Origin of the sequence: Nonomuraea sp. NPDC049141 (assembly GCF_040648415.1) — a bacterium.
GTDB lineage: Bacteria > Actinomycetota > Actinomycetes > Streptosporangiales > Streptosporangiaceae > Nonomuraea.
Map to the genome: position 1 here is coordinate 378,771 of NZ_JBEZDR010000002.1, position 26,844 is coordinate 405,614.

A 26,844-nucleotide genomic window follows, 5' to 3' on the forward strand; every position below is an offset into this window, starting at 1 on the left:
GTCAGATGAGCTGTGGCTGCAGCGCGCCTTCGAGCGTGAGCAGCGCGTGCTTGCGCTCGACGCCGCCCGCGTACCCGGTCAGCGAGCCGTTCGCGCCGACGACGCGGTGGCAGGGGCGGACGATGAGCAGCGGGTTCGCGCCGAGCGCCGCGCCGACCGCGCGGATGCGGTCGCGTGGCGCGCCGACGCTCGCGGCGAGCTCGCCGTACGTCGTGGTGGTCCCGTACGGTACGGCGGCCACGGCGGCCCAGACCCCCTCCTGGAAGGCCCTGCCGGTGGTCGCGAGATTCAGGTCGAAGGCGGTCCGCTCGCCCGCGAAGTACTCGCGGAACTGGCGCTCGGCCTCGGCGAACGCGCCAGGGTCGCGCCGCCACTCGGGCCGCACGGCACCGCCGAACGCCACGCGGGTCAGCGCGGTGCCGTCGCCTACGAGCAGGATCTCGCCCAGTGGGCTGTCGATCGTCGTGTAGATGCTCATACTCTCTACAACACCGTCGCCACCCGGAAAGTCAGCGGTTTTCGGACCTCTGGGCAGGCCAATTCGGAGAGACCAGGCCCGCGTCGTAGGCCACGATGACCAGTTGCACGCGGTCGCGGGCGCCGAGCTTGGTGAGCAGGCTGGCCACGTGTGCCTTGGCGGTGCCGGGGCTGATGTGCAGGTGGGCCGCGATTTCGGCGTTGGACAGGCCGCGGCCGACGAGGGTGAGGATCTCGTGTTCGCGTCCGGTGACGCCGTTGAGTTCGCGGTGCCGGGCAGCCGGGGTGCGGGTGGTGAACTCCTCGATGAGGCGGCGGGTGACACTGGGCGCGAGCAGGGCATCTCCGGCGGCGACCACGCGGATGGCGGTCAGGATGTCGTCCAGCGCCATGTCCTTGACGAGGAACCCGGAGGCGCCCGCGCGCAGCGCGCCATAGACGTTCTCGTCGTCGTCGAACGTGGTCAGGACCAGAACGCGCGTGGGCAGCAGCTCAGCTGTGATCATCTTGGTGGCCGTGATGCCGTCCATTTCCGGCATACGGATGTCCATCAGCACAACGTCCGGGCGGAGCTGTCTCGCCAGTTGTACAGCCTGCGACCCGGTCCCGGCCTCTTCGACGACCTCCACGTCCGAGGTCCCGTCGATGACCATGCGCAGCCCGGCGCGCACCAGCGGCTGGTCGTCTGCCAGCAGCACGCGGATCGTCATGAGATCGGCAGCCTCGCGGCGACCCTGAACCCGCCCTCGGGTCGCGACCCGGCGGTGAAATGCCCGTTCAGCAGCGCCACCCGCTCGCGCATCCCGGCGATGCCGTAGCCGCTGCCCTCGCTCGCGCTGTCTCCGCGACCGTCGTCGACGATCTCGACGCTCAGCTCCTCACCCGCATAGCCGATCGACACCCGGCAACGGGCGGCATCCGCGTGCCGTACCACATTGGTCACCGCCTCCTGGACGATGCGGAACGCGGAGTGGTCGACGGCGGCGGGCAACGGGCAGCGTTCGCCCTGCCAGCGGACGTCGACCTGGACGCCCGCTGCGATGGCCGTCGACGTGACCCGGTCGAGGTCGGCCAGCCCGGTGGGCGGCGGGTCAGGCCGGCGCAGGACGCCGAGCATCTGCCGTAGTCCCTTCAGGGTTTCCCGGCTGGTGATCTCGATGGCGTCCAGCGCGTCGCGGGCCTGCTCGGGGCGGGTGTCGATGACCCTGCGGCCCGCTCCGGCCTGGATGGCGATGCTGCCGATGCTGTGGGCGACCATGTCGTGCACGTCGCGGGCGATGCGCAGCCGCTCAGCCGTGACCGCGTGGACCCGCACGGCCTCGCCGTACTCGCGCCGCTGCCGGATCGCGGTCCCGGCCAGCCAGGCGAGCAGGACGCTGCCGGCCAGCAGCGCCGTCAGCGCCAGGAACCCGGGGACGAGGGCGTGCGGCCACAGGGCGGCCTGCAACACCCCTTCCAGTACGGCGAGCGTGACAAGAGCCGCGCTGAGCCCGGCGCGGACAGAGCGGGAAGCCGCGATGACGCAGACCAGAACGTCCGCGGCCAGGATGAGCGGCCAGAGCTGCTCGGCCGACATCCCCGGTGCTGTGGCGGCGGCCAGCTCCGCCAGCACGACGGCAAGCACCGGCAGCGGCCGGCGCCTTGCCCATGCCAGGGGCAGCGCCATCGCGACCGCGACGCCCGCGAGCGGCGGCACCCGCGGGTCCGCGTCGTCGCTGCCGCTCAGCAGCGCGGCGAACTGCAGCAACGCGAAGGCGGCCACCACACACCACGTGAGCAGCTCCCGCGTGAGCGACGGTAGGCGCTCCAGGAGCGGAGGACGGGGCGGATCGGCGAGCACGCCCCCGATCGTAGCCGCGACCCCATCTGACCAGCATCAGCCTGGAGGCTGACCAGCATCGGCCTGGAGGCGTATGCCCGCAGGCCAGTCTCCTGGCGCGGATTCTGGCCTGCGGACAGATGTCGTGCGCCACGGCCTCCGGCAGCGTTGAGCGGGTGATCGAAGTCAACCAGCTGACCAAACGCTACGGCGGCCTGACGGCCGTGAACGGCCTGACGTTCACCGTACGGCCCGGCCACGTCACCGGGTTCCTCGGCCCGAACGGCGCCGGCAAGAGCACCACGATGCGCATGATTCTCGGCCTGAACCGGCCCACCAGCGGAAGCGCGACCATCGACGGGCGTCCGTTCGCGCGGCAGCGTCACGGGCTGCGGCACGTCGGCGCGCTGCTGGACGCGGGTGACGCGCATCCCGGGCGCAGCGCCGTGGCGCACCTGTGGGCGCTGGCCCGGAGCAACGGCCTGCCGCGCCGCCGGGTGGCGGAGGTCCTGCGGGAGGTGGGGCTCGAAGGTGTGGCCCGCCGGCGGGTGGGCGGGTTCTCCCTGGGCATGCGCCAGCGGCTCGGCATCGCCACCGCGCTGCTGGGTGATCCGCCGGTGCTGCTGTTCGACGAGCCGGTCAACGGTCTGGACCCCGAGGGGGTGCGCTGGGTGCGAGGTCTGTTCCGGCGCCTGGCCGAGCAGGGACGTACCGTCCTGGTCTCCAGCCACCTGATGAGCGAGATGGAGAACACCGCCGACCACCTCATCGTGATCGGCCGCGGCGAGCTGATCGCTGACGAGAGCCTCACCGAGTTCGCGGCCCGGGGCGCCGGCGCCCGCGTCACCGTACGCACGCCCGATCCGGACGAACTCGCCGCCGTGCTCACGTTCGACGGCGCTTCCGTACGGCGCGACGGTGACGGGGCGCTCATGGTGACGGGGGTGAGCGCCGGCCGTATCGGTGAGCTCGCCTTCGAGCGCCGGATCATGCTGCACGAGCTCGCCCCGCGCACCGCCTCGCTGGAAGAGGCGTTCATGGAGTCGACCGCCGGCCACGCCGACCACGTCGTGGGCGGCCGCCGATGAGCCTGCTCGGCGCGGAGTGGATCAAGCTGTGGTCACTGCGGTCCATCCGCTGGGTGATCGTGGTCGGTGTGCTGGTGCTGGTCGCGCTCGCCGTCCAGTCGAGCCTCGACACCTACGCCGAGTGGCCGGCCTACGGGGCGCGGGAGAAGGCCATGTTCAACCCGATGACGGAGGCCTTCAGCGGGTTCAGCGCGATCGTGGTCATGATCGGCGCGGGGAGCGTGGGCGCGCTGACGGTCGCCGGAGAGTACGCCGGCGGCCTGATCCGCACCACCTTCACCGCCGTCCCGGCCCGTGGTCGCGTCATGGCGGCCAAGGTGGCCGTCGTGGCGGGGGTCATGCTCGCCGTCGGCGCGATCGTCGCGCTCACCACGTACGGCGCGAGCCAGGTCGTCCTGTCGGGCCTCGGCACCGGGGGCTCGATCGGCGATCCGGGCGTCGTGCGCGTCCTGGTGGCGAACGCCCTGCTCGCGCCCGTGTCGGCGCTGGTCGGCATGGGCATCGGCGCGCTGCTGCGGCACACCGCCGCCACCGTCGTCGCCGTGTGCGGCGTGCTGGTCATCTTGCCCACCCTCTTCAAGCCGACCGTGCACCAGTGGGCCAACGACCTGTACGCCATGTTCCCCTTCTACGCCTGGCGGACTTGCCTGTCCCTCATCCATCCCCGCGACGAAGCCGCCCTGCCCACGATCACCGGGTCGTGGATCGCCTTCGCGCTCTGGCCGCTCGTCGCGGCGGCCGTGACCCTCATCGTCGTGCGCCGGCGCGACGTGTAACGCCTGAAAGAGGAAACCCTGTGAAGCAGCACTACCTCCGTGCCCGCCTGCCGTTCCTGGCGCTCGCCCTGCCGCTCCTGGTGACGTCCTGCGCGACCACAAGCGCCGCCAGCACGTCGAGCCCCACGACGACCGCCGCCGTCAAGCTGGAACTGCCTCGCCCCACCGGCCCGTACCCGGTCGGCCGCGACATTCTGCACCTGGTGGACAAGAGCCGCACGGACCCCTGGGTGCCCAAGGACGGCCCCCGGCAGCTGATGGTGTCGATGTATTACCCGGCCCGATCCGCGACCGGTGCGAGCGCCCCGTACATGACCGTCGAGGAGGCCCGGTCGCTGCTGGAGCGCAAGGCTCCGGGCGCCACCCTCGCGGCCGAGGCCATCGCCGCCACCCGCACCTACGCCCACACCGGCGCCGATCCGAAGAAGGGCCGATATCCGCTGGTGGTGCTCTCACCCGGCCTCGGCCTGCACCGGGCCAGCCTCACCTCCCTGGCCGAGGACCTGGGCAGTCGCGGGTACGTCGTCGCGCTGGTCGACCACGCCTACGAGTCGTCCGGCACGGCCTTCCCCGACGGCAGTGTCCGCACCTGCGCGCCCCTCTGCGACCAGCCCAAACCGCCGGAAGGCGGGCAGGCGACCATCACCAAGAGCCGGACCAAGGACATCTCCTTCGTCATCGACCAGCTGACCGACCGGCACCCGGCCTGGAAGCAGGCCCGCATGATCGCCACCAAGCAGATCGGCATGGCCGGACACTCCCTCGGCGGCGATGCCGCCGCCGCGACCATGGGGGTCGACAAGCGGGTACAGGCCGGTGTGAACCTGGACGGCACCTTCCATCCCGCCATCCCCGCCGGCAATCTCGGTAAGCGCCCCTTCCTCCTGATGGGCAGTCAGGCCGACCATGTCCCCGGCAAGGACGACACCTGGGACGGCAGCTGGCCGAACATCAGCGGCTGGAAGCGCTGGCTCACCGTCGCCGGCACCAGCCACAGCAGCTTCACCGACCTGTCCATCCTGGAGAAGGCGGCGGGCATGTCCACCCCCGGCGGCCTCTCCCCACAGCGCTCCCTGCAGATCACCCGCGCCTATGTCGGCGCCTTCTTCGACCAGCACCTGAAGCACAAGAAGGAACCGCTGCTCGACGGCCCGACCTCGGCCAACCCCGAAGTCGCCTTCCACAACCCCTGACAGGGAACGGTACGTTACGGGCATGTCTTCCACGCCCCGCCCGGACGACCGCGTCTCGTCCGCCTTCCGGTTCGCCACTGAGCTGGTCGCCTGGGTCGCGACTCCGTGGGCTCTGGCCGCCCATTCCGTGCTGTTGGCCGTGCTGTCGGTGGTGGTGCTGATCGGGTTGCCGACGCTGTTCTCGACCCCGGGCGACAAGCGGAACGTGATCGTCGCGGTGCCGGGGTGGGTGACGATCGCGCTGGTGCTCCTACAGGTCGTGGCCGCCGTGGTGGCGGCGTGGGTCGCCTGGCAGGTGCTCGTCGCCGTGCTGGTGTCCGTGCTGGCCGTGGTCACCGTGGTGCTGGAGCTGCCGCGCTGGCGGTGGCTGGCCTCCCGATGAAGTAGACGTGATATGTCGGTGTTGTATAGCCTTTCTGGAGGTTCTCCCGGGACTCAAGGGGCCTATGAACAGGCTGGCTGACGAGGACTTGGCGCTGCTGTTGCTGATCCGGTCCTTCGAACGGAAGCTGCTCGCGCTCTTCGAGCGGGGCGAGCTCAACGGCACCACCCACACCTGCCTCGGGCAGGAGTACGTCCCCGTGTCCCTGCGGCCGCTGCTGCGGCACGGTGACTGGGTGTTCAGCAACCATCGCGGTCACGGTCACTACCTGGCCAGGTTCGAGGACCCCGAAGGGCTGCTCGCCGAGATCATGGGCCGGAAGGGCGCCGTGTGCGACGGGGTGGGGGGCAGCCAGCACCTGCGCCGCGACCGCTACCTGTCGACCGGGGTGCAGGGGCAGAGCCTGCCGGTGGCCACCGGGGTCGCTCTGCACCTGAAGCGGCACGAGCCCGGCGGGCTCGCCTGCGTGTACATCGGTGACGGCACGTGGGGCGAGGGGGCGGTGTACGAGGCGTTGAACCTGGCACAGCTCTGGCGCCTGCCGCTGCTCGTCGTTGTGGAGCACAACGGCATCGCCCAGTCCACGCCGACGGAGCTCCAGATGGCGGGCACCATCGCGGGGCGGGCGGCCGCCTTCGGGATCGGGCACACGCGGGTGTCGAGCTTGGACGTCTCCGAAATAAGACGACAACTCGCGCCTTTGGTGGGGACCGTCAGGGGCGGTGCGCCGTTGGTGGTGGAATTCGCCACGCACCGCCTCGGCCCGCACAGCAAGGGCGACGACACCCGCCCACCGGACGTCTTACGCACCGACTGGTACGCCTCCTACCAGGCCGAACACCCCGACCAGTCGGCCCGCCTCGAAGCGGAGGCCCGCTCCCGCATGGACGAGCTCGCCGAAGAGGTGGCCGCCCGGCCCCTGGCCACCTGGACCACCGCGTGACGGCAAGGGTCGGCGAAGACCTCAACCAGGCCCTGCATGGCCTGCTCGGCGACGACCCCAGCGTGTACGTGCTCGGCGAGGACCTCCTCGACCCCTACGGCGGCGCCTTCAAGATCACCCGTGGCCTGTCCACCCGCTTTCCCGACCGGGTCCTGACCACGCCGCTCAGCGAGGGCACGATCGTCGGCGCCGCCTCCGGCCTCGCGCTGGCGGGGGAGAAGGCCATCGTCGAGATCATGTTCGGCGACTTCGCCGCCCTCGCCTTCGACCAGCTCGTGAACTTCGCCAGCAAATCCGTCTCCATGTACGGCCGGCGCGTCCCGATGCCACTGATCATCCGCTGCCCCTCGGGCGGCAACCGCGGCTACGGCCCCACCCACAGCCAGAACCTCCAGAAGCACTTCATCGGCGTGCCCGGCCTCTCGCTGTTCGAGATGTCGCCGTTCCACGACAACCGTGCCGTCCTCGACCGCATGCTCGCGCTGGCGGAGCCGTGCCTGCTCTTCGAGGACAAGGTCCTCTACACCCGCCGGATGTACGACGTGGACGAGCTGTTCACCTGGGACCTCGTCGAGGACGTGGCCGTGGTGCGGTTCGACGGCGACCTCGACTACGCGGTGATCGCCCCCGGCGGCGTGGCGCACCGGGCCATCGCCGCCATGCGCACGCTGCTGCTCTCCCACGACCTCGCCGGGGCCGTGCTCGTCCCGTCGCGCCTGTACCCCTTCGACCCTGCCGCGCTGCTGCCGCTGCTCGGCCAGGTGGGGCTGGTCTGCGTGGCGGAGGACGGCAGCGCGGGCGGCACCTGGGGCAGCCACCTCGCCGCCGACCTGCACACCCGGCTGTGGGGCTCGCTCCGGCGGCCGATCCGCCTGGTCAGCTCGGCCGACAGCGTGATCCCCACGGCCGCGCACCTGGAGCGTGCCGTGGTGCTGCAGGACAGCACGATCAGCAGGGCCGTACTGGAGGCGCTCGATGGGTGAGATCCGGGTCCCGAAACTGAACAACAACGACTCGGAGTACACACTGCTGGAGTGGCTGGCGGCGGACGGCGCGCAGGTGGGGCGCGACGACCCGCTGGCGACGCTGGAGACGTCCAAAGCGGTGGAGGAGCTGGTCAGCGAGCAGGACGGGGTGCTCACCCACCTGGTACGGGCCGGCGCGTCATGCGCCCCCGGCCAGCTGATCGCCCGGATCGGCCCGGCTCCGGCCGGTCGGCCGGAGCGGGTGCCGACCTCTCTCGATTCGGCGGGCACTCCGCCGCCGTCGGAGCCGGTCGCCGTCGCCGATGGCGGGCCGATCATCACGGCGCCGGCGCGTGCGCTGCTGGACGAACTCGGCCTCGGTCCCGCGCTGGTGGCCGGGCTGGACGTCAAGGTGGTACGCCGGACCGACGTGGAACGGCTCGCGGCGGCCACCGGCGGCAGCGAGCCCTCCGAGAAGGGCGGCGCACATCACGACGGCGGACAGACCCGCCCGCTGTCCAACCACCAGCGCGCGGTCGGCAGGACTGTGACCCTGTCGCACCAGTCCATCCCCGCCGGCTACACCGCGATAAAGGTCGACGTAACCCCCGCCCTGACGACCGCCCGAGCCCTGACCAGACGCCTCCGCAAGCTGGTCGGCCTCCCCGACCTGCTCATCGCCGCCGTCGCCCGGCTGCACGCCGACTTCCCGATGTTCTTCGCCGAGCTCATCGACGACAGAACCGCCCGCATCCCCGACCAACCACGCATAGGCTTGACGATCGACATGGGAACCGGCCTCTACGTGCCGGTGATCCGCGACCGCCTGACCGTACCGGACATCGCCGAACGCCTGGCCGAATTCCGCGGGCTCGCCCAGCACGGCGGTTTCACCGAGGCGCACCTCACGGGCGGGAACATCGTCGTCACCCTTCACCACGACGCCGACATCATCATGGCCATCCCGATCGTCTTCCCCGGTCAGGCCTGCGCCATCGCCCTCACCTCACCGCAGCCGGAAGGTGAGCGGACGGTGGCGGCGATCGGCCTGGCCTACGACCACCGGCTGGTCAATGGCCGGGATGTCGTCCTGTTCCTTCAGGCGTTGAAGGAGGTCCTGGAGACCTCGCCCGAGGACCTGTAGCCCGACCAGGTCGTCCGGGGTCGCGTCGGCGCTCTGGCCGAGCAGGCTCGGTAGCCGTGACCGCAGTGCCGCCGCCGCGAGCATCGCGCTCGACCCTGAGCATCGCATGGCCGGGCCACTGAAGTACGGGCAGGCCACTGCGTCGTTGGTGGTGGGCGAGGGGTCGGCCGCCTCCCGGCAGAACACTCTGGCGGCGGCGTTGAAGGAGTGGGGCATGCTGCGTCGTACGCTGTGAACGTCACGGTGCGTTCGGTCCTGGCAGTGCCGGGGATGAGGTCGGCCGTGCGCGGCTGATGCAGGTCGACCACGGAACCTCCAAAGATCGACACATCTGCGGTACTACCGGTTGGGCGGAGCCGACGACATAACCGTGGCGGCGCGGCCGTCCAGGTGCTGTCAGAGAAGCAGCCGGGGTCTCAACCCGGCCGCCACGATGGGTCGTAGCAGGGCATGTTTGATTCCGCCGCCGGCTTTGGTGGCCAGCACGTACGGATACTGTCCTGCCCCCACCAGCAGCACCAGCGCGACCGTTGCACAGCAGGTGGCGGCGAAGGCGCGAATGCGGCGCCCCCGCGACAGCGACCACCAGGCGGTCACCAGCGCCGTCACCAGCAGCCCGGTCAGGAGCGCCGAGGTGAGCGGGTTGGTCATCGAAGCGCCCACGCCCAGCAGCGTCAACACCAGCGCCAAGACGGCGGCGGCACCTCACCGGCCCCGATGTGGAAGCTGCCGTCGGAGAGGCGCGGCACCCCATGCAGCAACAACCCCACCACCAGTCCCCAGCACACGGCCGGCAACGCGCCGCCCGCCACGATGAGCGCCTGCCACCACCGGCGGCCGAGGCGGGTGCGGCGGCGCAGCTGGACCGCGGTGTTGCCTACCACCAGCCCGACCAAGATCGCCACCACCAGCGGGTACAGCCCGGACAGCAGGCTGCCCTCCAGGTGCGGGAAGGCGCCGAACAGGACGCCGGTGAAGGCCACCAGCCACACCTCGTTGCCCAGGAAGAACGGTGCCATCGCACCTAGAGCCGCATGAAGCCGTTGGCGACGAGGATCCAGTAGCCGGAGGCGTAGGCGGTCAGAGCAACCAGCCAGATCAGCGTGACGTGCACGCCGCGGAGCAGCCGCCCCCATCCGAAGATCCACATGCCGAGGAAGGTGGATTCGGCGAAGAAGGCGATGAGGGTTTCCAGTGCCAGCGGGGCGCCGAACACGTTGCCGGCGAACTTGCTCAGCCCGCTCCAGCTGAGCCCGAACTGGAACTCCATGACGATGCCGGTGGCGATGCCGACGGCGTAGTTGATGAGGTAGAGCTGGCCCCAGAAGCGCGTCATGCGCTCACGTACGGCGGCTTTGGCGGGATTGGAGTCGGGCAGCTCGCCGCCCCGCATTGAGCTCGCTCAAAAGGGCGTTCGGCACAGCTCCATGCCGCCCAGAGCATAACGCCATAGCAATATTAATCTTAGACAAGATAACTCCTGAGCCATAGCGTCGGAGCTGTGAGAAGCCAAGATTCCACTGCAAAGGGAAGGGTTGGGGTAGCGATGCCCACGCAACGCGAGGTAGATGAAGCCAAGATCCGCCAGCTGGTCGACAAGATCGTCGAAGGGCTTCAAGGCAAGGATCTCGAGGGTCTGAAGCGGCTTTACGCAACGGACATCGTGTCCTTCGACGTCGAGCCGCCGCTCCAGCATGTGGGGATCGAGGCGAAGCTCAAGAACTGGGCGCCCGTGTTCACGTTCTTCGAGAGTGTGACATATAAGGTTCGCGACCTGACGCTCACCGTGGGCGATGATGTGGCGTTCGGGCACGCGTTCGCTCGTCTCAGCGGCACGCTGAAGGACGGGACGGCGACGAGCGGTATGTGGGTCAGGGTCACGTACTGCCTCCAGAAGATCGACGGCACATGGTTGATCGTGCACGACCAGGTCTCGGTGCCGCTCGACATCTCCACCGGCAAAGGCGTTGTCGACCTCGAGCCCTGATCCCGCCACGCCACCCCCGCCTGCGCCGCGTCGCCGCGGCACCCCATCCATGGAGGAAGCCATGACCCCCGTCCCCGCGACCGTCGAGATCCCGGGCTATCTGGCCGGCACCTGGAAAGCCGACCCGGTGCACTCCGAGATCGCCTTCACTGTCCGTCATCTCATGATCAGCAAGACCCGTGGCCGGTTCACCACCTACGACGTCACGATCGTCACGAGCGAGGATCTGCTGGGCTCGTCGGTGACCGCGACGATCGACCTCGCGTCCATCGACACCGGCAACGACATACGTGACAACCACCTTCGCACCGCCGACTACCTCGAGATCGACAAGTACCCGACGATGAGCTACCGCTCGACCGGCATCCGCCAGACCCGCGACGGTTGGGCCATCGACGGTGAGCTGACGTTGCACGGCGTCACACGGCAGCTACCGCTGGCCGTCGAGGTGAACGGGTTCGGCCCGGACCAGTGGGGTGCACAGCGGGCCGGCTTCTCCGCGACCGCGGAGATCAACCGGCGCGACTTCGGCATTGACATCAGTACCCCGATGGAGGCCGGTGGCGTCGTAGTCGGCGACAAGGTGTCGATCAGCCTCGAGATCCAGGCCGTTCTCCAGAAGTGACTCGACTGGACGGGCAGCCCGCAAGGCCCCCATCCACCGATCGGGTGGTGTCCCGATTCCGCGGTTCGACCGAGCGGGATCGGGACACCGCCGCTCTGGTCCAGGGCCTCGTCGAGCTAGGAGGATTGCCATGAGCGCCGATGCCGGCATCGTCATCATCGGAGCGAGCCTGGCCGGCGCGAAGGCCGCCCAGGCCCTGCGCCTCGACCACGGCTACGACGGTCCGATCACCCTCATCGGCGACGAACCCCATCTGGCGTACCAGCGCCCTGCCCTGTCCAAGGGCTACCTCCTGGGCACCACCGGGCCCGGCGACCTCGACGTCCTGAAGCCGCAGTTCTACGCCGACCAGGACGTCACGCTGGCACTCGGCGCGCCCGCCACCGCCCTCGACCTGGACGCCCGGCGGGTATGGCTGGCCGACGGCACCGAGTTCCCCTTCGCTCGGGTGCTGATCGCCACCGGCGCCCGCCCGCGCCGCCTCCAGGTGCCGGGCGCCGATCTCGACGGCGTCTGCTACCTGCGCAACCGCGACGACAGCGAACACCTGGCCGCGGCCCTGCGTGCGGCCGGCCATGTCGTCGTCATCGGCGCCGGCTGGCTCGGCTCCGAACTCGCGGCCGCCAGTCGTACTTTCGGCAACCACACCACCGTCATCGACCCCCTGCCCACCCCGCTCTACTACGTGCTGGGCGACCAGATCGGTGGCCTCATCGCCCGCCGCCACCGCGACCACGGTGTGAACCTGCTCCTCGGCGACGGCGTCGAGGCCATCCTCGGCACGCGCTCGGTCGAAGCCGTCCAGACCATCACCGGACGGACGATCCCCGCCGACCTCGTCATCGTCGGCGTCGGCGCCGCCCCCAACACCGAACTCGCCCAGGCAGCGGGACTGCACGTCGACGGTGGCATCATCACCGATGAGCACCTGCGCACCTCGCACCCGGCCGCCGTGGCCGCCGGCGACGTCGCCCGCCACCAGCACCCGCGCTACCTGAACCCGGTACGGATCGAACACTGGGACAACGCCGCGATCCACGGCACCGCCGCCGCGGCCACCCTGCTCGGCGAACCCACCACCATCGACCACGTCCCCTACCTCTTCTCCACCCAGTACGGCTCCACCCTCGAATACGTCGGACTCCCCACCACCTGGGACCGCATCATCACCCGCGGCGGGCACGCCACTTACGGATTCACCGCGTTCTGGCTCGACCGCCGCATCCCCGTGGCCGCCCTGACCATCGACCAGTGGGGCGCCGCCGATCACCTGCGCACCCTCATCGCCACCGGGCACCCCGCCGACCCGCAACAACTCGCCGACCCCGACAGGCCCTTGCTGAACCTCCTGCCGAACGCGCCGAGTCCCCACCGGAGTCTCCAACCTCAGCAACGCCGGTGAGGAGGACACCCGACAATGTGACGATCATGAAGCGCGTCCTCAGCGCTTCTCCTGTGGTTCGCCGGTGATCCAGTTCCAGTTGGCGATCGTGGTGCGCATCAGGCGGGCGGCGGTGGATAGGTGGCTGCCGGCGCCCCAGTACAGGGTGACCGCGCGTCGGCAGTCAGGGCTGCCGACAGGGACCCAGGCGGCGGGGACCCGCGTGGAGCCGGTCCGGGCGAAGGCGGGGACGAGACCGATGCCAAGCCCCGCGCTGATCAGGGCCGCGATGGCACTGGGCTCGTCGACCTCGCAGACGATCTTCGGGGTATGGTCTCGTGCGGCGAAAAGCCGGTCCAGGAGCCGGCGTTGCCAGTGCCCTTTGCGGGCGCTGACGAAGGGCTGGCCGGTGAGCTCGTCGATGCTCACCGACGTACGGCTCGCCAGCGGATGGTCGAGCGGCATGGCTACACCGACCGCCTCATCGAGCAGTTGGACCGCCTCCAGGCCCTCAGCGGGGATCGGCTGGGAGGCGACGCACAGGTCAACGTCCTGGGCCCGCAGGTGACGGCCCATGTCCTCGGCCGCCATCCAACGGAGTTCGACCTCGATGGTCGGGTGAGCTCGTTTGAAGGCCGCCAGCGGCCCGGTGAGCGTGAGGAAGGTCTCAGACGCAAGTCGTACGGTGCCCACACCCTCGCTGACGGCCTCGGCGACGGCTCGCCGCCCCGCATCCAGCTCACCCAGGGAGCGTTCGACGTAATCGCGGAAGAGCTTGCCCGCGTCATTCAGCCGCAGCCGGCCGCTCCGGTCGAACAGCGGTGTGCGCAGCTCGCTCTCCAGCCGGGCGATGGTACGGCTCAGCGACGGCTGGGCGACGCGAAGCTCCTCGGCCGCGCCGCTGAGGTGTTCCAGCCGCGCCACCACCAGGAACTGCCTGAGCGAGTTCAACTCCATCGCGCCTCCAGATATATAGCACTCCGGTGATATTAACCATAATCAAGATAGCCTGTAAGCCATGGTTTCTGGATCTGTTCGCACATCGAGTGGGGAGGATCCCTCATGGGACAACGGTTTTTCCCCGGTGAAGAGCACAAGCGGTGCTGGTGGACCTGTTCGGTTGAGCCCTTGACCCTAGAGACTTCGCCCGAGAGCCTGTAGCCCGACCAGGTCGTCCGGAGTCGCGTCGGCGCTCCCGTCGAGCAGTCCCGGCAGCCGCGAGCGCAGCGCCACCGCGGCGAGCACCGCCATCGCCACGGCGAACAGCACGTACATCAGCCCCACCCCGCGCCCGGCGCCGGTCCCGATGAGGGCTCCGACGGTCGGGGCGAGCGGGCCGTCGGGGGCGAGCAGTGGGTCGAAGACCGCCGCGCCGTACGGCGCCACGAGGCCGAAGCCGAGCGGCAGTGTGGACCAGGCGATCAGCGTGTTCAGCGCGAACACCCGCCCGTGGAACCGCTGCGGCACCTTGACCTGCACGATCGTGGCGTAGATGCCGTTCAGCAGCGTCACCCAGAGCGACATCCCGAACGCCCCGATCCCGATCGTCACCAGATCCGCCCGGAGCCCCGTCACCAGGCAGAACCCCGCCAGCGCCAGCGTGCACCACAGCACCGCCCGCATCCGCCCCCGGCCCGGTCCGCCCCAGGCCGTCATGGTCAGACCGCCGAGGAAGACCCCCAGCCCGGACACGAAGGAGATCCGGCCCACGTCGTCCAGCGTGCCGAAGGAGAGCACCAGCGGCGAGATCAGCAGGAACAGGGGCGACAGGAAGACGTTCAGCAGCGCGAAGTAGAGGAGCATCTGCCGGAACCCCAGGTTCCCCCAGGAGTAGCGGAACCCGGCCGCCATCTCCGTCAGGACCGGCTCCTTGCGGCGCCAGGCCATCGCGGCGGGGAAGCGCACGAGCGACGTCACCCCGATCGCGAACACGTAGCTGGCCACGTCGAGCGCCAGTATCCCCTCCAGCCCGATCACCGCCATCAGCCCGACGGCCGCGAGGGGCACGAGCAACTGCGTCATGCCACCGGCCATCTGCACGATGCCGTTGGCGTGCCCGAGATACCGCTTGGGGACGAGCTGCGGCACGGCCGAGGTGTACGCCAGCCGCTGGAACGTGAGCGCCACGGACAGCAGCGCGAGGAGGGGGTAGATCTGCCAGGTCTGCAGGTTCCCGGTCCAGAGCAGCGCCCCGAAGACGAGTTGGGTGCCGACGGCGGCGGCGTCACCGCCGAGCATGACGGCCCGCCGGTTCCCCCGGTCGACGATCGCACCCGCCAGCGGCGCCACCACCATCCCCGGGACCAGCCCGACCACGGACAGCAGGGCGAACTGCGCCAGCGAGCCCGTGGCCAGATAGATCCAGAGGGGAATGGCGAACCCGGTCAGCGCCGACCCCAGGATGGACACCAACTGACCACTGGCGACGGCCATGAACCGCTTCATACTCGGCTGCGGCCCGGTCGCGACAGCCCGTTCCCGGTCCCGCGACACCTCCCGCACCCGCCAGCTTTCACCGCTAGGAGGATCCTCAAGGGCGACGTGGGTACGGGTGACGATCTCGGCGAGCTCAGCAGCCCGATATTTCAGGAAAAAGTGTCCGGCCTCGTCCAGCTCCACCACGGCGGCCGTGGGCGCGAGGAAGTGCCACTCGCGATACCGCTCCTCGAAGAACTCGGTCGCCGGATCGTGCTCGCCCGCCACGCTGATGATCGGCGCCCGCAGCCGCTCCACCGAGCCCTCGAACAGCCCGGTGAAATACTCCTCCGCGGCCTCGCTGTCGCGCCGCATGTTCCTGATGATGTGCCGGGCCTGCCCCGGCTCCAGGTCGCCCATGTCCAGGCCCATGGACGTCAGCCAGTTGACATAGCTCCGGTCGCTGCGCAGGAACTCGCGCCTGGCCAGCTTGGACAGCAGCGCCATCGGCCCGTTACCCGGGCGGGCGAAGGGGAAGATCGCCCCGATGTACACCGCTTCGAGCTCGCGCCCCTCCGCCTCCAGCCGCCGCGCGATCTCGACGATCAGGGCGGACCCCACGCCGCAGTGCCCGTACAGCGCCACGGGCCCGCGTACCTTCTCCTGGATCTCGCTCACGCACCGGGCGGCCACCTCGTCCAGCGGCAGCCGCTCCTCGTCCAGCCCGACGTCATGCCCGGGGATGGCCAGCGACCACAGGGCGTACGCGCCGGGCAGGGCGTCGGCGAGCGGCTGATAGACCACCGCCGCACCGCCGCCGTACGGGACGCAGACGTACGTGAGCTCAGGGGGAGAGGTCCGGCGCGGCGTCAGTTCGTGCAGCAGCCCGCGCGACGCGGTGGTGGTGCCGTCGACGAGCGCGGCCAGTTCGCGGATGGTCGGGTGCTTGAACAGGTCCACCACGGCGATGGGCGCCGCACCGGGCGGCAGCACTCGCCGCAGCCTGGCCACCACCTTGATCCCCAGCAGGGAGTGGCCGCCGACGTCGAAGAAATCATCATCGACCCCGAGGGCCGCGCCGGAGTCGAGCACTTCGGCCCAGACCGCCGCGACCAGGCGCTCCGCCTCCGTGGTCGGCGGGGTGTGCGCACCCCCGCCCTCCGCAGGTGACGTCGGGGCGGGAAGGCGGCGCCGGTCCACCTTGCCGTTGGCGGTCAGGGGCAGGTGGGGGAGGGGGACGAAACGAGTGGGGATCATGTACGCCGGCAGCGTCTCGGCGAGATGGCCGCGCAGGCGTACCGGATCCACCTGGCCCACCACGTACGCCACCAGCTGGGCCTGGGTGCCCGAGCCATAGGTGGTGACCACGCACTCGGACACGTCCGGGTGGCGGGAGAGGTGGGTTTCGATCTCGCCCAGTTCGATGCGGTAACCGCGGATCTTCACCTGCGCGTCGGCGCGGCCGAGGAACTCGATCGTGCCGTCCGGGCTGTAGCGGCCCAGATCCCCCGTCCGGTAGAGGCGCTCGCCGGAGCGGGGGTGGACGATGAAGGCGGCGGCCGTTCGTTCCGGGTCGCGCCAGTAGCCGGTGGCCACGCCCACGCCGCCGATGTACAGGTCGCCGGGCACGCCGATGGGCACGTCGCACAGGCCGCGGTCCAGGATGTGGAAGGACTGGTTGGCCAGCGGACGGCCGTACGGGATCGACGACCAGCCCGGCTCGATCTCGCCGATCGGGTGGAAGATGGACCAGATCGAGCCTTCGGTGGCGCCGCCCAGGCTGATGATCTCGGCCTCGGGGGCCAGGGCGCGGATCCGGTCGGGGAGGGTCAGCGGGATCCAGTCGCCGGACATCAGCACCAGGCGCAGCGAGCTGAGGTCGGTGCCCTCGTGCTCGGCGTGGTCGACCAGGAGCTCCATGAGGGCGGGGACGGAGTTCCAGACGGTGACGCGGTGCTCGGTGACCAGGCGGGCCCAGGCGGCGGGGTCCTTGTCGGCCGACGGCTCGCCCATGACGAGGGTGGCGCCGGTGGCCAGGGCGCCGTAGACGTCGTACACGGAGAGGTCGAAGCTGAGGGCCGACAGGGCGAGGATGCGGTCGTCCGGGCCGAGGTGGAAGCGGTGGTTGAGGTCGCGGATGGTGTTCAGGGCGGCTTGGTGCTCGATCATCACGCCCTTGGGGGTGCCGGTCGAGCCCGAGGTGAAGATCACGTACGCGAGGTCGTGGGGTGCCGCCGGGCACTCGGAGGTGGCGGCCATGGGAGCGTCCGACGGAGTCACCGGGACGCGGGTCACGTCGGCGGGCCAGGTCAGGTCCAGCCACGGCTGGGTCACCGCGACCCGGCACTCACCGCGGGCGATCAGCTCGAAGCGCCGCTGCTCCGGTAGGTCCGCGTCGACCGGCAGATAGGCCGCTCCGGCCTTGTTGACGGCCAGCACCGCGACGACCTGCTCCCACCCCCGCTCCATCACGACCGCGACCAGCTCGCCGCGCCCCACGCCCGCCGACGTCAGCTCGGCGGCCAGCAGCGCGGCCCGCCGCTCCAGCTCCGCGTACGTGATCGCGCCGCCGGGGTGGGCCACCGCGACGGCATCGGGCGCGTACGGCACCCGCTCTTCGAACGGACGGTGCAACAGGCCGGGTTCGCCGAGATCGAGCCCGGTGTCGTTCCACCGCTCCCGTTCCTCGCGTTCGGGACCGGTGAGCAGTTCGATCGTGGAGAAGGGGGCGGACGGATCAGCCGCGATCCCCTCAAGCAGGGTGCTGAGATGCCCGGCCATGCGCGTGATCCGCTCAGCGGTGAACAACGCGACGTTGTACACGAACAGGAAGGAACCATCGCCTCCGGTGTACAGCTCCAGATCGAACCGGGTGGCCCACACCCCCGGCGAGAATCCCTCGACGGTCAGCTCACCGGAAGCCTCGTCGCCACCTCCGTAGTTCTGCATCGCGAACAGGACCTGGAACAGCGGCGACCGCGACACCTCCCGCGGCACGTTCAGCTCCGACACCAGCCGCTCGAACGGGAGCTCCTGATGCTCGTAGGCGTCCATGCCCAGGTCTCGCACCCGGCGGAGCAACTCCAGGAACGACGGATCGCCCGACAGATCCACCCGCATCGCGAGCATGTTGATGAAGCACCCGACCAGCCCGTCCAGCTCCGGCAGCGACCGCCCGGCCACGGGCGAACCGACCGCCACGTCCTCCTGCCCGGCGTACCGGCCGAGCAGCGCCGCGAAGGCCGCCAGCAGCACCATGTATGGGGTGGCGCCGTGCTCGCGCCCGAGTCGGTCCAGCCGCGCGACCAGATCGGGGTCGATCGCGAAAGGGTGGGCCGCGCCGAGATAGGTCAGCTCCGGCGGCCGGGGGAAGTCCGTCGGCAGCTCAAGCGGCGGCAGGCCGGCCAGCCTTTCCCGCCAGTAGGCGACGTCGTCCGCGCCGCCGGGCCGCGCGCGCTGCCAGGCGGCGAAGTCGCCGTAGGTGACGGGCAGTTCGGGCAGGGGATCCCGGTCGTAGCAGGTCAGGATCTCGCGGAGCAGGACGTTCGCGGACCGGCCGTCGGCCGCGATGTGGTGGACGGCGATGGCCAGCACGTGGTCATCGGCTGCCAGCCGTACCAGCAGAGCTCTGATCACCGGGCCGGTCACCAGGTCGAACGGCTCGGCGAGGAAGCCGTCGACCAGAACCCGCGCCTCGGCGGCGTCGTCGGCGGAGGAGATGGTGAGCGGGACCGTGCTGTCGGCCGAGACCGTCACCCTGGGCTGCCCGTCGTCGCCGACCGGGAACCGGGTCCGCAACGGCTGGTGCCGTGCGGCGATCCGGTTCAGCGCGTCGCCCAACAAAGAGGCGAAGAGCGGGCCGCGCAGCCGCCGGACGAACGGGATCGTGTGCGCGGGGTTCCCTGGCGCGTACTGCTCCATGAACCACAGCCGCTCCTGCGCATAGGACAGCGGCGGCGCCTGACCGTCCGGCAGCGCCGGAATCGTCGGCACGCTCCTGCGCCGCCGCAACCGCTGGGTCAGCAGCGCCCGCTGGGCCTCGGTCAGCTCGGTCACGGCGTGCCCTCCGGGTCCAGCATGCTCAACACCTGTTCGTCGGACAGCCCGGCCACCTCCGTCACCAGCGCCTCCTCGACGGCGCGCGCCAGTTCGGCGACGGTACGGCGGGCGAACAGCGTACGGATCGGCAGATCCACCCCCGCGATCGCCCGCAGCCGGGCCGCCACCCTGATGGCGAGCAACGAGTGCCCGCCGAGCGCGAAGAAGTCGTCGAACGCGCCGACCTTGTCCGCGCCGAGCACCTCGGCCCAGACGTCGGCGACCAGCTCCTCCGCGTCCGAACGCGGCGGCGTGGCGTCCGTCCCGGTGGCGCGGCCAGGCTCCGGCAGCGCGCCACGGTCGAGTTTGCCGTTCGCGGTCAGCGGCAGCGCGTCGAGCACCACCCAATGAGCGGGGACCAGGTACGGCGGGAGCCGCCCGGCCACGTGTTCGGACAGCTCGGCCGCCTCGCCCACGACATAGGCGACCAGCTCGCCGTCCCTGGCGACCACCGCGGCCTGCCGCACATCCGGATGCGCGAGCAGGCAGTGCTCGACCTCGCCCGGCTCGATGCGGAAGCCCCGCACCTTGACCTGCTCGTCGAGGCGTCCGAGGAACTCCAGCAGCCCGTCGGGGCGCAGCCGCACCCGGTCGCCGGTACGGAAGTAGCGGCCGCCGTCAGGGAGCCGCGCTTGGTCGCTGGCGCGGGAGTACCGGTCGCCGTCCGGGAGCCGGACGAAGCGCTGGGCCGTCAGCTCCGGCAGGCCGAGGTAACCACGGGCGACGCCGGGGCCGCCGATGTACAGCTCGCCGGGGGCGCCGGGCGGCGTGGGCGCGCCGTGGGGGTCGAGGACGCGGACCGTGGTGGCGTGGATGGGGCGGCCGATGGGCGGGTGCGGGTCCGGTTCGCCCGTCAGGTCGGCGGCGGTGGCGACGATCGTGGTCTCTGTGGGGCCGTACGTGTTGACCAGGCGTACCCGATCCCCGAAACGTCGCCGCCAGCGGGTCAGGGAGGTGGCGTGGACCTGTTCGCCGCCGATGACGACCAGACGGAGGGCCGGCGGCCAGGCGATCTCGTCGATCAGGTCCACGAGGTGGTGGAAGTAGGCCGTCGGGAGGTCGAGCACGGTGATGTCGGGACGTCCGGCGAGCAGGTCGGGCAGGGTGGCGCCGCCGTCGGGCACCAGCACGACCGTGGCGCCGGTGGTCAGGGCGGGGTAGAGCTCCTCGGCGTGGGTGTCGAAGCTGAGGGAGGCGAGCTGGACGACCCGGTCGCCGGGCCGCAGGCCGTACTCGTGGCGCATCCACCGGACCCGGGCGGCCAGGCCGGCGTGCTCGACCGCCACCCCCTTGGGGGCGCCGGTGGAGCCGGAGGTGTAGATGACATAGGCGAGGCCGGGGTCTCCGGTGCGCGGGCTGTCCGTGGTGGTCAGGTCGTCCGAGAGGATCAGGCGGGCGCCGCTCGTGGTGATCATGTGCTGGAGGCGGGCGGCGGGGTAGGCGGGGTCGAGCGGCAGGTACGCGGCTCCGGTGCGCCAGATCGCCAGCATCGCCACCACCGCGTCGATCGACCGGCCGAGGTGGAGGCCGACGATGTCGCCGGGGCCCGCGCCGCGCCCGGCCAGCTCGGCGGCCAGCCGGGACACCCGCTCGGCCAGCTCGCCGTAGGTCACGCTCTCGGACCCGCAGACGACGGCCGTCTCCTCGGGATGGGCGGCGACGGCCTCCGCGATCATCTCCGGCACACCGATGGCCGACGCGTCGACATCCGGGGTGCTCGACTCGGTGTTCTCGTCGCCGCTCGCCGAAGCGATCAGTGCGGCGTCGGCGGTGGTGAGCATCGGCAGGGCGGACAGGCGGGCGTGCCGGTTGTCCGGGTCGGCGATCCCGCGCAACAGCACCGCGAACCGTTCCGCCAGCCCCGCCACCGTCCCCGCGTCGAACAGCCTCGCGTCGTACCCGAACGCCATCCGCAGCCGCCCCGGCGCCCGCCAAGCCTCCACCACCAGGTCGAACTTGGCCTGCCGATAACCGTCGTCAAAGTACGACATTTCCAGATCGTCGCCGAGCCGATCCCGCTCCCCGTCGGCCGTCTGGCTGTTCAACGTGAGCATCGTCTGGAACATCGGCTTCCTACTGATGTCCCGCTCGATATCCAGATCCGCCAGCAGCCGCTCGAACGGCACGTCCTGATGCGCCATCGCGTCCAGCACGGTCCGCCGCGTCCTGGCCAGCAGTTCCTCCAGCGTCGGATCCCCGGACAGGTCGCCGCGCAGCACCAGCGTGGTGCTGAGATACCCGACGATCGGCTCCAGCTCCACCCGGCCCCGCCCGGCGGTGGGCGAGCCGACCAGGATGTCCGTCTGTCCGGTGTGCCGCGCCAGCAGCACCTGATACGCCGTCAGCAGCACCATGAACAACGTGCTGCGCTGCCTCCGCGCCGTCGCGTCCAGCGCCCTGGCCAGCTCGTCGGGGATGTCCAGCAGATGGAAGTCACCCCGCGCGGGCCCCGGCGTGTGCGGCCGGTCGGTGTGCAGCGCCAGCGTGGGCGGATCGGCCAGCCGTTCCCGCCAGTACTCCAGCGCCGCGCTCCCGTCCTGCTCCCGCTGCCAACGCGCGACATCCCCATGCTGTACGACCAGCGGCGCCAAGCCCTCTGACTCGGCGTACAACGCGGCGAGGTCGTTCAGAAGGACGGTGATCGACCAGCCGTCGGCGACGATGTGGTGGAGCACCAGGCACAGCACATGGTCGTCCCCGCCCAGACGGATCAGCGTGATCCGCAGTGGCGGCGCCGTACCGAGATCAAGTGGGGCATTGGTGCGGGCGGCCACCAGCGCGCGGGCCTCCGCCTCGTCCCGCGCGTCGAGCCGCTCGACGGCGGCGGGCGCGGCGCGCCCGACGACGGCGACCGGCCGCCCGTCCACCTCGGGAAAGCGCGTGCGCAGCGACTCGTGCCTGGCGAGCAGCGCGGTCAGCGCCCGTCCCAGCGCCTCCGGGTCGAGGGGGCCGCGGAGCCTGCGCACGATGTACATGTTGTACGAGGCATCGCCGGGATCCAGCCGGTGGAGGAACCACAGCCGTTCCTGAGCGGCCGAAAGCGGAGGCAGCGAGCCGGGCGGTCGCGGTGCGAGCGGGCGGCCCGGTTCGTCGGGCAGGTCCTCCAGCGTCGCCGCGAACCCGGCCACCGTCGGCTGCCCGAACAGCGTCCGCAACGGCACCGTCGTCCCCGCCGCCTCCAGCCGGGCGATCACCTGCGTGGCCAGCAGCGAGTGCCCGCCCAAGGCGAAGAAGTCGTCGTCCGCGCCGAGGTCACCGATCCGGAGGACGTCGCCGAAGATCCTGGCCACCTGCCGCTCCCGGGCGGTACGCGGCTTGCCACCCCGTCCCGCCACGGGCCCCGCCGGCTCGGGCAGCGCCAGCCGGTCGACCTTGCCGTTGGCCGTCATCGGCAACGCGTCAAGCGTCACCACGACCCCGGGCACCATGTAGGCGGGCAACCACCCGGCCGCGTGCTCAAGCAGGTCGGACGAGTCGGCCGCGCGGTCCATCGGCCCAGCGGTTCGGTTGGTCACCACATAGGCGACCAGTTCCTCTCTGTGGACGACGACAGCCGCCTGCCGGACGTCCGGATGCGACTCCAGCACGGTCTCGATCTCGCCCAGCTCGATCCGGTGCCCGCGCAGCTTCACCTGGCCGTCGCCCCGGCCGAGGAACTCCAGGGTGCCGTCGCGCAGCCATCTGACCCGGTCGCCGGTCCGGTAGAGGCCGTTCGCGAAGCGCTCGGCGGTCAGGTCCGGCCTGCCCAGGTAGCCGAGCGCGAGCCCGGCCCCGCCGATCGCCAGCTCACCGGGCACCCCGATCGGCACCGGCGCGCCGGAGCCGTCGAGCACGTGGACGTGGGTGTTGGCGATCGGCCGCCCGATGCTCACCCGGCCGGGCTCGGCGGGGACCTCCCAGGCGGTGGACCAGATCGTGGTCTCCGTCGGCCCGTACATGTTGAACAGCCGCGCCACCCGTCGCCGCAGCCGCCTGGCCAGCGCGAGCGGCAGTGCCTCGCCACCCGCCAGCGCCACCAGCCCGGAGGCGTCGAGCCCGGCGGAGAGCAGCATGTTCCAGCCCGACGGGGTGGCCTGCACGTGCGTGACGCCCGCTGTGGAGATCAGCCCGGCCAGCGCGGCACCGTCACGCACGGTCTCGTCATCGGCCAGCACCAGCCGCCCACCGGTCACCAGCGGCAGGTACAGCTCCAGCCCCGCGATGTCGAAGGAGAGCGAGGTACTGCCCAGCCAGACGTCCGCCGGCCGGGCGCCGAGCAGCCGCTCCATCCCGGCCAGCAGGTTGACCAGCGCCGAGTGCGGCACGGCCACCCCCTTCGGGCGACCGGTCGAGCCGGAGGTGTAGAGCACGTAGGCGGCCGACCCGCAGTCGGGCCCAGGGCCGACGGACTCAGGGGCGACAACAGAGGGGTCGTCCAGTGTGAACCGGGCTCCCGAATCCGCCAGCACGTACGCCACCCGGTCAGCCGGAAGCGCGGGGTCGATCGGCAGATAGGCGGCGCCCGACAGCATCACGCCGAGCAGGATCCCGGGCAGCTCCACCGACCGCCGCCGGCGGACGGCCACCACGGATCCGGGCCCAGCCCCCCGTGCCCGCAGCTCACCCGCGACCCGCAGCGCCTGCGCGGCGAGGGCCGCGTAGGTGAGGTGGTTCTCGCCGCACGAGACCGCGACCGCGTCCGGCCGCAGCCCGGCCTGCCGCATGACCAGGTCCACGACGGTCCCAGCAGGCACTTCGAGGGCGGTGCTGTTCCAGGTCCGGTCGAGCAGCTCGCGTTCGGCGGCGGGCAGCAGCTGCAGCTCCGACAGCCGAGCCCCGGGGGCGGCGAGGATCGAGGCGAGCAACGTCTGGAAGCGGGCCGCGAGCCGCGTCACCGTCTCCCGGTCGAACAGCTCGGTGCTGTAGAAGAGCGCACCGTGCCACCCCCCGCCCGACGGCCAGAGATCCATCCGCAGGTCCACCATGGCCGGCGGCGCCCCGTGGGCGAACGGCAGGCTCTCCATCCCGGCGAACGACTCCGCCTCCGCGTACCCCACTGCGGAGTTGTGCAGCGCCAGCATCGCCTGGAACAGCGGCGTCCGCGACAGATCGCGCTCGATGTCGAGCGCCGACAGCACCCGCTCGATCGGCACCTCGCGATGTGCCATCGCCTCCAGCACGGTACGGCGGGTACGGCGCAGCAACTCGGCGAACGGCGGATCCCCGGACAGATCCCCCCGCAGCACCAGCGTGGAGGCGAACAGCCCGACCATCGGCTCCAGCTCCGGCCGGTCGCGACCGGCGGTAGGTGAGCCGACCACGATGTCGTCCTGCCCGGCATGCCTGGCCAGCAGCACCTGGTACGCGGCCAGCAACACCATGAACACCGTCGAGCGCTCGGCCCTGGCCAGCCGGGACAGCGCCCCGGCGACCTCGGGCGACAGGTCGAATCCCACCTCGTCGCCCGCGCTGCTCCGCTGGGCGGGACGCGGCCGGTCCGTGGGCAGCTCCAGCGGCCGCGCCCCGGCGAGCCTGCCCGTCCAGTACTCGACGTCGGCGTCGGAGACCCGCTGCTCGTCGGCGTAGTCGGCGTAGCGGACGGGCAACTCGGGCAGCGAGAGCGGTACGCCCTCCGTGCGGGCGAGGTAGAAGGCGGCCAGGTCGTCCATCAACACGTTCAGGGACCAGCCGTCGCCGATGATGTGGTGCAGCACCACGCACAGCACGTGATCGTCGTCCGCCAACCGGACCAGCGTGATCCGCAGGGGCGGCGCGGCGGCGAGGTCGAACGGCGTGTTGGCCCGCTCTTCGAGCAGCCGCATGACCTCGTCGAGCACCGGTCGCTCAAAGGTCACGAGCTCCACCGGCACCGCGCCCGGTGGGTCGATCACCGCGACCGGCAGGCCGTCCTGGTCGGGGAACCTCGTCCGCAACGACTCATGCCGCCCCACCACATCCCCGAACGCCCCCGTCAGCGCCTCGACGTCGAGCGCCCCCCGCAACCGCCGCACCACCGCCACCCGATAGGCCGCGTCCAGCGGATCGAGCCGCTGCAGGAACCAGAGCCGCTCCTGGCCCAGAGAGATCATGACCGCAGCCCGCCGATGGCCGCCGCCACCCCGGTGATCGTCGGATCGTCGAGGAACACGTCGAACGGCACCTCCACCCCGAGCCGTTTCCTGATCCGCGCACTGATCTGGGTGATGGTCAGCGAATGCCCGCCGAGGTCGTAGAGGTCCTCGTCCGGCGCGATGTGGTCCATCCGCAGGACCTCCATCCAGATCAGCCGCACCTGCTCGACCAACTCCGCCTCGGCCTCGCCGGCCACCGGGGCGGCATCCGGCACGGTCAGGGGAGTGGCCGCGGTGGTGACCTGGGCGGCGACCGGGAGTGGCAGATCGGCGACCCGTACGTCCGGGTCCTCGGCGACCGCCCGCAGCACCTTCCTGAGGTGCTCCCCGGCCAGCTCGACGTCCTGCCGGGCGATGACCTCCGGGCTGTAGTGCAGCGTCAGCCGCAGCCCGTCGTCGCCGTCCACCGCCTGGAGGTGGAGGACGTTCCTGACCATGTGGTTGGACATCTTCCACTCCACCGACAGCTCCAGCCCGGGAAAGACCTGTTCGGGCGCGCGTCGCCGGAAGCTGATGGACACCGGGGCCAGCGCCACCCGGGGCTTGATCCCGCCCACCGCCCTGGCCAGGGGCACCTCGCGGAAGGCGTTCAGCTCGCGTAACTCGCTCCTGAGGCCCAGGGCCAGTTCGCGGAAGGAGCCCCCGGACCTGGACGAGAACACGGGCAGCTCGGTGGCGAACAGGCCGATGTGGTCCCGGGTCTCAGCGGTCCTGGTCGACATGGCCACCGCCACGGACGGGTCGGCGTTGCCGTACCGGTGAAGCAGCGCGTGCACCGCGGCGAGGAAGACCTCGAATCTCGTCACACCGGATAAATCCGGCATGTCGTGGGTCAGGTCGAGCAGCACGGTCTCGCCGCGCTCGGCCAGCCGTGGCGTCCTGGCCACCCCGTTGATCACCACCTGTGGCACCTCGTGCCAGCGGGCCCGCCAGTACGCCTCCGCCTCCGGCGACGGCTTCTCCGCCGCCCCGTACGGCATGGGCAGCGGCGGAGCGGACGCCCCGGAGTAGGCGGCGGCGAGATCCCGTACGAGCAGGTCCTTCGACATGCCGTCGAAGACGAGGTGATGCCCCACGAACAGCAGCAGGTGCCGCGACGCCGAGACCTCCGCCAGCGTGAACCGGGCCAGCGGCCCGGCGGACAGCGAGAAGGGCCGCGCGATCTCCCGCTCGATCAGCGCTGCCGGGTCCGGCTCCACGACGAACGCGACCGGCGGCTCGGCCTCGGCGGGCACCAGGTGCAGCGAGCCGTCGCGCTCCTCGAAGGCGCGGCTCAGCACCGGGTGCCGCGCGAGCACCGCTCGGCACGCCGCCAGCATCGCCTCCCGGTCCAGCGGCCCGTCGAACCACATGGCGAACGGCATGTGGTAGGCCGTGCCGGTGCCGTGCATCACCTCGGTGATCCACATCCCGTGCTGTGCCTGCGATGCCAGGACCATGC

General features: G+C 71.0%; 20 protein-coding genes and 1 pseudogene. 11 read left to right on the forward strand and 10 right to left on the reverse strand.

What is annotated here, in order from left to right:
* Position 1: 1 nt before the first annotated feature.
* Genes AB0B91_RS06590 through AB0B91_RS06600 form a run of 3 tightly spaced genes read right to left on the reverse strand, consistent with a single transcriptional unit; the run spans position 2 to position 2,317 of the window.
* On the reverse strand, positions 2 to 478 hold the full coding sequence (locus AB0B91_RS06590; protein ID WP_358316662.1) for a methylated-DNA--[protein]-cysteine S-methyltransferase: 477 nt from the start codon (positions 476 to 478) through the stop codon (positions 2 to 4).
* Between the two features lie 31 nt (positions 479 to 509).
* The gene (locus AB0B91_RS06595) at positions 510 to 1,187 is read right to left on the reverse strand and encodes a response regulator transcription factor (RefSeq protein WP_358316665.1); all 678 of its coding nucleotides are present in this window, start codon (positions 1,185 to 1,187) and stop codon (positions 510 to 512) included.
* On the reverse strand, positions 1,184 to 2,317 hold the full coding sequence (locus tag AB0B91_RS06600) for a sensor histidine kinase (RefSeq protein ID WP_358316668.1): 1,134 nt from the start codon (positions 2,315 to 2,317) through the stop codon (positions 1,184 to 1,186). The genes AB0B91_RS06595 and AB0B91_RS06600 overlap by 4 nt, the downstream gene beginning before the upstream one ends.
* A gap of 155 nt (positions 2,318 to 2,472) precedes the next feature.
* Here AB0B91_RS06600 and AB0B91_RS06605 point away from each other — a divergent pair, with 155 nt between their 5' ends.
* The 8 genes from AB0B91_RS06605 (at position 2,473) to AB0B91_RS06640 (ending at position 9,022) form a co-directional block, all read left to right on the forward strand.
* Positions 2,473 to 3,384: an ABC transporter ATP-binding protein gene (locus tag AB0B91_RS06605; protein WP_358316671.1), complete on the forward strand. Its 912-nt coding sequence runs from the start codon at positions 2,473 to 2,475 to the stop codon at positions 3,382 to 3,384.
* Positions 3,381 to 4,160 carry a hypothetical protein gene (locus AB0B91_RS06610; RefSeq protein WP_358316674.1) on the forward strand — a complete coding sequence of 260 codons (780 nt, stop codon included), beginning with the start codon at positions 3,381 to 3,383 and terminating at the stop codon, positions 4,158 to 4,160. The genes AB0B91_RS06605 and AB0B91_RS06610 overlap by 4 nt, the downstream gene beginning before the upstream one ends.
* Positions 4,161 to 4,180: 20 nt before the next feature.
* A complete protein-coding gene (locus AB0B91_RS06615; protein ID WP_358316676.1) occupies positions 4,181 to 5,353 on the forward strand; it encodes a dienelactone hydrolase family protein in 1,173 nt (390 codons plus the stop codon).
* A 22-nt stretch (positions 5,354 to 5,375) separates the two neighbouring features.
* Entirely contained in the window at positions 5,376 to 5,735 is a 360-nt protein-coding gene (locus AB0B91_RS06620) for a hypothetical protein (RefSeq protein ID WP_358316679.1), read from the forward strand.
* A 64-nt stretch (positions 5,736 to 5,799) separates the two neighbouring features.
* On the forward strand, positions 5,800 to 6,678 hold the full coding sequence (locus tag AB0B91_RS06625) for a thiamine pyrophosphate-dependent dehydrogenase E1 component subunit alpha (protein ID WP_358316681.1): 879 nt from the start codon (positions 5,800 to 5,802) through the stop codon (positions 6,676 to 6,678).
* Positions 6,675 to 7,661, forward strand: a complete 987-nt coding sequence (locus AB0B91_RS06630; RefSeq protein WP_358316684.1) for a transketolase C-terminal domain-containing protein — start codon at positions 6,675 to 6,677, stop codon at positions 7,659 to 7,661. The genes AB0B91_RS06625 and AB0B91_RS06630 overlap by 4 nt, the downstream gene beginning before the upstream one ends.
* A complete protein-coding gene (locus AB0B91_RS06635) occupies positions 7,654 to 8,787 on the forward strand; it encodes a 2-oxo acid dehydrogenase subunit E2 (protein WP_358316687.1) in 1,134 nt (377 codons plus the stop codon). Before AB0B91_RS06630 ends, AB0B91_RS06635 begins: the two co-directional genes overlap by 8 nt.
* Before the next feature lie 106 nt (positions 8,788 to 8,893).
* Entirely contained in the window at positions 8,894 to 9,022 is a 129-nt protein-coding gene (locus AB0B91_RS06640; RefSeq protein WP_358316690.1) for a hypothetical protein, read from the forward strand.
* Positions 9,023 to 9,183: 161 nt separating this feature from the next.
* Here AB0B91_RS06640 and AB0B91_RS06645 read toward each other — a convergent pair whose 3' ends face one another.
* The 3 genes and pseudogenes from AB0B91_RS06645 to AB0B91_RS06655 form a co-directional block, all read right to left on the reverse strand.
* Entirely contained in the window at positions 9,184 to 9,477 is a 294-nt protein-coding gene (locus AB0B91_RS06645) for a hypothetical protein (RefSeq protein ID WP_358316693.1), read from the reverse strand.
* Positions 9,462 to 9,806, reverse strand: coding sequence for a cytochrome d ubiquinol oxidase subunit II (locus AB0B91_RS06650; protein WP_358316696.1), 345 nt, complete (start codon positions 9,804 to 9,806; stop codon positions 9,462 to 9,464). Before AB0B91_RS06650 ends, AB0B91_RS06645 begins: the two co-directional genes overlap by 16 nt.
* An 11-nt stretch (positions 9,807 to 9,817) precedes the next feature.
* Positions 9,818 to 10,129: pseudogene (locus AB0B91_RS06655) on the reverse strand (cytochrome ubiquinol oxidase subunit I); the annotation flags it as partial.
* A gap of 204 nt (positions 10,130 to 10,333) precedes the next feature.
* Here AB0B91_RS06655 and AB0B91_RS06660 point away from each other — a divergent pair.
* From AB0B91_RS06660 to AB0B91_RS06670, 3 genes are all read left to right on the forward strand, one after another.
* Positions 10,334 to 10,774 (forward strand): nuclear transport factor 2 family protein, encoded by a 441-nt coding sequence (locus tag AB0B91_RS06660; RefSeq protein ID WP_358316697.1) that lies wholly within the window; start codon positions 10,334 to 10,336, stop codon positions 10,772 to 10,774.
* 61 nt (positions 10,775 to 10,835) lie between these two features.
* The gene (locus AB0B91_RS06665) at positions 10,836 to 11,399 is read left to right on the forward strand and encodes a YceI family protein (protein WP_358316700.1); all 564 of its coding nucleotides are present in this window, start codon (positions 10,836 to 10,838) and stop codon (positions 11,397 to 11,399) included.
* 130 nt (positions 11,400 to 11,529) lie between these two features.
* Positions 11,530 to 12,801 carry an FAD-dependent oxidoreductase gene (locus AB0B91_RS06670; protein WP_358316703.1) on the forward strand — a complete coding sequence of 424 codons (1,272 nt, stop codon included), beginning with the start codon at positions 11,530 to 11,532 and terminating at the stop codon, positions 12,799 to 12,801.
* A 39-nt stretch (positions 12,802 to 12,840) separates the two neighbouring features.
* Here the strand turns inward: AB0B91_RS06670 and AB0B91_RS06675 are convergent, their stop codons facing one another.
* The 4 genes from AB0B91_RS06675 to AB0B91_RS06690 form a co-directional block, all read right to left on the reverse strand.
* The gene (locus tag AB0B91_RS06675) at positions 12,841 to 13,737 is read right to left on the reverse strand and encodes a LysR substrate-binding domain-containing protein (RefSeq protein WP_358316706.1); all 897 of its coding nucleotides are present in this window, start codon (positions 13,735 to 13,737) and stop codon (positions 12,841 to 12,843) included.
* A 177-nt stretch (positions 13,738 to 13,914) separates the two neighbouring features.
* On the reverse strand, positions 13,915 to 19,251 hold the full coding sequence (locus AB0B91_RS06680) for an amino acid adenylation domain-containing protein (RefSeq protein ID WP_358316709.1): 5,337 nt from the start codon (positions 19,249 to 19,251) through the stop codon (positions 13,915 to 13,917).
* Positions 19,248 to 25,361: an amino acid adenylation domain-containing protein gene (locus tag AB0B91_RS06685; RefSeq protein WP_358316712.1), complete on the reverse strand. Its 6,114-nt coding sequence runs from the start codon at positions 25,359 to 25,361 to the stop codon at positions 19,248 to 19,250. Before AB0B91_RS06685 ends, AB0B91_RS06680 begins: the two co-directional genes overlap by 4 nt.
* Entirely contained in the window at positions 25,358 to 26,842 is a 1,485-nt protein-coding gene (locus tag AB0B91_RS06690) for a condensation domain-containing protein (RefSeq protein WP_358316715.1), read from the reverse strand. The genes AB0B91_RS06685 and AB0B91_RS06690 overlap by 4 nt, the downstream gene beginning before the upstream one ends.
* Positions 26,843 to 26,844: the final 2 nt, after the last annotated feature.

Bases quoted from the DNA above. Each gene is read 5' to 3' on its own strand.
- AB0B91_RS06590 (WP_358316662.1), bottom strand. From the start codon at position 478: ATGAGCATCTACACGACGATCGACAGCCCACTGGGCGAGATCCTGCTC.
- AB0B91_RS06595 (WP_358316665.1), bottom strand. From the start codon at position 1,187: ATGACGATCCGCGTGCTGCTGGCAGACGACCAGCCGCTGGTGCGCGCC.
- AB0B91_RS06610 (WP_358316674.1), top strand. From the start codon at position 3,381: ATGAGCCTGCTCGGCGCGGAGTGGATCAAGCTGTGGTCACTGCGGTCC.
- AB0B91_RS06620 (WP_358316679.1), top strand. From the start codon at position 5,376: ATGTCTTCCACGCCCCGCCCGGACGACCGCGTCTCGTCCGCCTTCCGG.
- AB0B91_RS06625 (WP_358316681.1), top strand. From the start codon at position 5,800: ATGAACAGGCTGGCTGACGAGGACTTGGCGCTGCTGTTGCTGATCCGG.
- AB0B91_RS06635 (WP_358316687.1), top strand. From the start codon at position 7,654: ATGGGTGAGATCCGGGTCCCGAAACTGAACAACAACGACTCGGAGTAC.
- AB0B91_RS06640 (WP_358316690.1), top strand. From the start codon at position 8,894: ATGGCCGGGCCACTGAAGTACGGGCAGGCCACTGCGTCGTTGGTGGTG.
- AB0B91_RS06650 (WP_358316696.1), bottom strand. From the start codon at position 9,806: ATGGCACCGTTCTTCCTGGGCAACGAGGTGTGGCTGGTGGCCTTCACC.
- AB0B91_RS06660 (WP_358316697.1), top strand. From the start codon at position 10,334: ATGCCCACGCAACGCGAGGTAGATGAAGCCAAGATCCGCCAGCTGGTC.
- AB0B91_RS06665 (WP_358316700.1), top strand. From the start codon at position 10,836: ATGACCCCCGTCCCCGCGACCGTCGAGATCCCGGGCTATCTGGCCGGC.
- AB0B91_RS06670 (WP_358316703.1), top strand. From the start codon at position 11,530: ATGAGCGCCGATGCCGGCATCGTCATCATCGGAGCGAGCCTGGCCGGC.
- AB0B91_RS06675 (WP_358316706.1), bottom strand. From the start codon at position 13,737: ATGGAGTTGAACTCGCTCAGGCAGTTCCTGGTGGTGGCGCGGCTGGAA.
- AB0B91_RS06685 (WP_358316712.1), bottom strand. From the start codon at position 25,361: ATGATCTCTCTGGGCCAGGAGCGGCTCTGGTTCCTGCAGCGGCTCGAT.
- AB0B91_RS06690 (WP_358316715.1), bottom strand. From the start codon at position 26,842: ATGGTCCTGGCATCGCAGGCACAGCACGGGATGTGGATCACCGAGGTG.